Source organism: Endozoicomonas sp. SESOKO4, assembly GCF_024606275.1.
Genome location: NZ_JAHHPS010000262.1, coordinates 1 through 4,339 on the forward strand (window position 1 = coordinate 1; position 4,339 = coordinate 4,339).

General features: G+C 48.0%; 4 protein-coding genes and 1 pseudogene. 2 read left to right on the forward strand and 3 right to left on the reverse strand.

The annotated features are described in order from the left end of the window. A pseudogene (locus tag KDK16_RS04790) lies at positions 1-561 on the forward strand (acetoacetate--CoA ligase); the annotation flags it as partial. 42 nt (positions 562-603) lie between these two features. Here the strand turns inward: KDK16_RS04790 and KDK16_RS04795 are convergent. After that, positions 604-1,188 carry a hemerythrin domain-containing protein gene (locus KDK16_RS04795; protein WP_257274924.1) on the reverse strand — a complete coding sequence of 195 codons (585 nt, stop codon included), beginning with the start codon at positions 1,186-1,188 and terminating at the stop codon, positions 604-606. A 499-nt stretch (positions 1,189-1,687) separates the two neighbouring features. Between KDK16_RS04795 and KDK16_RS04800 the strand changes: the two genes are divergently transcribed. Next, positions 1,688-3,181, forward strand: a complete 1,494-nt coding sequence (locus KDK16_RS04800; protein WP_257274925.1) for a CoA-acylating methylmalonate-semialdehyde dehydrogenase — start codon at positions 1,688-1,690, stop codon at positions 3,179-3,181. A 70-nt stretch (positions 3,182-3,251) separates the two neighbouring features. Here KDK16_RS04800 and KDK16_RS04805 read toward each other — a convergent pair whose 3' ends face one another. Both KDK16_RS04805 and KDK16_RS04810 read right to left on the reverse strand, forming a co-directional pair. Further along, positions 3,252-3,707 (reverse strand): GNAT family N-acetyltransferase, encoded by a 456-nt coding sequence (locus KDK16_RS04805; protein WP_257274926.1) that lies wholly within the window; start codon positions 3,705-3,707, stop codon positions 3,252-3,254. Positions 3,708-3,824: 117 nt separating this feature from the next. After that, positions 3,825-4,339 (reverse strand): alanine dehydrogenase (locus KDK16_RS04810; RefSeq protein ID WP_373690920.1); only part of this gene is annotated, 515 nt, incomplete at its 5' end.

Below are 4,339 nucleotides of genomic sequence, written 5' to 3' on the forward strand. Positions count from 1 at the left end.
GAGCTGACCTGTCAGTCCAGTTTCCCCTCAATGCCTATTGGATTCTGGAATGACCCTGAGAACAAAAAGTATCACAAAGCCTATTTCAACCAGTTCCCGGGGGTCTGGGCCCATGGAGACTTTGGTGAACTGACAGTCAATAAAGGGGTGATTATTCATGGCAGGGCAGATGCTGTCCTGAATCCGGGTGGCGTGAGAATTGGTACTGCGGAAATTTACCGACAGGTTGAAAAGGTCGAAGAGGTACTCGAAAGTGTTGCCATTGGTCAGGAGTGGGAAGGCGATGTCAGGGTCATTTTGTTTGTTAAGTTACGAGATGGCATCATCCTGGATGACGCACTCATCAGCGAAATAAAAAAGACCATTCGGGCCAATACAACGCCTCGCCACGTACCTGCGGTTGTTCTCCAAACACCTGATATTCCGAGAACCATCAGCGGCAAGATCGTTGAGCTGGCCGTCAGGGATGTTGTCCATGATAAACCGATTGCCAATACCGATGCCTTGGCAAACCCGGAAGCTTTAGACTATTTTCGAAAACGACCAGAACTTCAGGATTAAAAACAAAGGCTTCAGAAACTGCCCCTCCGAGACGGCAAATTTTCAGTGTACTTCGGAAGCTACCTGTTCAACGGGAACTCCCACCACAAACTGATACAGGTTCTCATAGGATTCCCAGGTATGGGATCCGAACAGAGGATCTGGAGTCACTTTCAGAGCCTCGTTCACCTGCTTGAAGTCTTCTTCTGTCAGAATGGCTTTCATAGCGGGGATCAAAACCCTGTTTTCTTTCTTTATGTGTGCCCTCTGCAACTCAACGTATTTTTGATAATCCGCCAACAGCTGATTGACCGGGATAACCTGATCCATACTCAAGGCACTGAAACGCTCTATCAGACTGGTGGTGAACTGACGTATTTCTTTATGCTCAGCCTCTACTTCTGCCATAACAGCGCGCTGGCTGGCATCAGTCAGTCTTGGACGGAGACGGGATAGCAATCGGGATTCCAGTGGGTGATGGAAGCTGTCCGGGTAATTATGGAGGTAGTCCAGAGCATCAAGAATCAGCCAGAGTCTGGGAGTATGCTCACTTTCATCCTTGTATCCGGATACCTCATGATCCAGACAATCGAGCAGGCGCAAAAGGTGCTCATGATCCTTCACAAGTCTATTGATCAGCAACGACATAGCACTCTTCCTATCTTGTTCTTGTTATTTTGAAATGCCAGAAAACTTAACAGACCCTCAAAGCATTCAGGCATTTCCGCCCGGGGCATCAGAATAGAAACCCCCTTATTGAGTCATGAAAATAAAAACACTCTCATATTGTGAAAGCTGGATCTATTCTATTTACAGAATGTTTCCAAAAGGTTTCTCCATGCCTCATTTTGCTATTTTTCAAGTCAGCCTACTCAACAACAATTTGAGTAGATTCCCAGAATAACTGCATTCAGCCGGAATCCAAAAGCCCTTATGTGATAGATATTGATTCAGATCAAGATTTTTGGTTCTGCTTTCTATGCAGGACAACTTTGCCATTGTCGAAACCTGTCAGTAGCCGTTGAAAGGAGGTTGAACATTAATTCATGGTGCTCAGCTCTTCATGCGGAGACTTAATTCCCGTAACCTTGAAAAGAGACGGTTTCAATCTAAACAATAAAAGTAATGAACTGTAAGGAGCCATGACATGAGTGCTCAAATCAACCATTTCATCGCCGGTTTGCCCTCGGCCCCCAGCGTGCGCCAGTTACCCATTTTTAACCCTGCTACCGGAAAGCAGGAAGCTTCAGTCTCTCTGGCCAGTCCCATTGAGGTCGAGGTGGCCATAGCCACTGCCAAACAGGCTTTTGAAGAATGGCGAAATGTCACCCCACTGAAACGTGCAAGACTCCTGTTCAAATTCAAGGAGCTGGTTGAAAAACACCGTAACGAGCTGGCTGAAATGCTGACCAGAGAACATGGAAAGGTTCTGGAAGATGCTCTCGGTGATATTACCCGTGGATTGGAGGTCGTTGAGTTCGCCTGTGGTATCCCTCACTTGCTGAAAGGGGAATACACAGAAAATGTCGGAACGGATGTGGATGCGTGGTCCGTCAGTCAGCCACTGGGCGTGGTGGCAGGAATCACACCTTTTAACTTCCCGGCTATGGTACCCATGTGGATGTTCCCCCTGGCCATTGCCTGTGGTAACACTTTTATTCTCAAACCTTTAGAAAAAGACCCTTCTGTTCCTTTCCGTCTGGCCGAGTTGATGAAAGAAGCCGGTCTTCCTGACGGCGTTCTGAATGTGCTCAACGGTGACAAGGAAGCAGTGGATACGATCCTCGCCTCCGAAGATATTCAGGCTGTCAGCTTTGTTGGCTCTACACCTGTTGCTGAGTATATCTATCAGAAGGGCTGCCACCACGGAAAGCGGGTTCAGGCCCTGGGTGGAGCCAAAAACCACATGGTTATCATGCCAGATGCTGATCTTGATCAGACCGTTGACGCACTGGTAGGAGCTGCCTATGGTTCTGCGGGTGAACGCTGTATGGCTATTTCTGTTGCAGTTGCTGTGGGTGATGTGGCAGACGCACTAATTGAACGTCTGACTCCCAGAGTGAAAGCCCTGAAACTGGGTAATGGTCTGGAACCTGGTATTGAACTGGGGCCCCTCATCAGCCAGGAGCACCTCAATAAGGTATCAGGTTATGTTGATGCCGGTATCGCCCAGGGTGCCAAACTGGTCGTAGACGGCAGAAATTATTCTGTTGAAGGCCACGAAGAGGGTTACTTTCTGGGCGGTTGCCTGTTTGACAATGTCACCACCGATATGTCCATTTACCGGGATGAGATATTCGGACCGGTGCTATCAGTAGTCCGTGTGCCTGATTACGAGACAGCTGTCACCCTGATCAATGACCACGAATACGGCAATGGTACATCTATCTTTACTCGTGATGGTGACAGCGCCCGACAGTTTGCCCATGACATCCAGATCGGCATGGTCGGTATTAATGTGCCAATCCCTGTCCCCATGTCATTCCACAGTTTTGGCGGCTGGAAGCGCTCCCTGTATGGTCCATTGCATATGCACGGCATGGAAGGTGTGAAGTTTTATACACGTCGCAAAGCTATTACTTCCCGTTGGCCAACCGGAATCAGAGCTGGCGCAGAATTTGTCATTCCTACCATGAAATGAATATTAGAAGCTGGCACGCTGTGGAATCAGCTGTCTCAGAGACAACACTGACCGCTCGTGCCGATGGTCATCAAGACCTTCTTGAAAACATGGCAATATGGGGAATACCATCTTCCACATAGATACCACCTTCAGCTCTGAAGCCGAAGGCACCGTAAAATGCTTGAAGGTGAGCTTGACCACTAAGATAAAGATCATATTCAGGAAAGAGTTCGTTGGCTTTTTCTAAGGCTCGTTTCATCATTTCTTTTCCCAAACCTCTGCCACGGTATGAGGAAGTAGTAATAACACGACCAATAGTGACAACGGAGTCGGGAGAGGACGGAGGTATAATCCTCAGATAGGCCACAAGATCATTTCGATCCGCCCCCCAGCCTGATAAGTGCAGAGATCTCTGATCAAGACCATCAGCATCGGGATAGGGGCAATCCTGCTCAACAATAAAGACAGCCTGTCTGGCTTCCAAAATACTGTATACTTCCTGCCCGGTTAGCTCTTCAAACCTGGACCACTGCCAATTAATCAAATCCGAATCCCACCCAAAATCAATCAATTTGTGTGTGTGAATCTCTTTTCGCTATTAAAAATAAAAACTCTGGCAGCCAAAAGCAAACCAGAGTATTCGGTTCAGACCATCTTTACATCAGATTTCAGAGAGCATTTCAGAAGCCGGTCTGTAGGTCAGGTTTTGTACCTGAGCAACGCTCTCACAAGTCACCACGCCTTTGCAGATATTCAAACCTTCCAGCAGGTGTGGGTTTTCCTCCAGAGCTATACGAGTACCCTTATTGGCAATGTTTACGACATAAGGCAGCGTCGCATTGGTAAGTGCCACCGTTGATGTTCTTGCTACGGCGCCCGGCATGTTAGCTACACAGTAATGAACAACACCGTCCACGATGAAGGTAGGGTCATCATGGGTGGTCGGTCTTGACGTTTCAACACAACCACCCTGATCAATGGCAACGTCAACAATCACAGAACCACACTTCATTCTGCTAATGAGATCTTTGGTCACCAGCTTGGGAGCAGCAGCACCTGGCAGCAGGACACCACCTACCAGTAGATCAGCGGTCAGTGCATGCTCTTCAATAGAGTGATGAGTAGAGAACACGGTTTTTATACGGTTGCCATAACGCGCATCAAGCTGTCTAAGCG

Bases quoted from the DNA above. Each gene is read 5' to 3' on its own strand.
- KDK16_RS04800 (WP_257274925.1), top strand. From the start codon at position 1,688: ATGAGTGCTCAAATCAACCATTTCATCGCCGGTTTGCCCTCGGCCCCC.
- KDK16_RS04795 (WP_257274924.1), bottom strand. From the start codon at position 1,188: ATGTCGTTGCTGATCAATAGACTTGTGAAGGATCATGAGCACCTTTTG.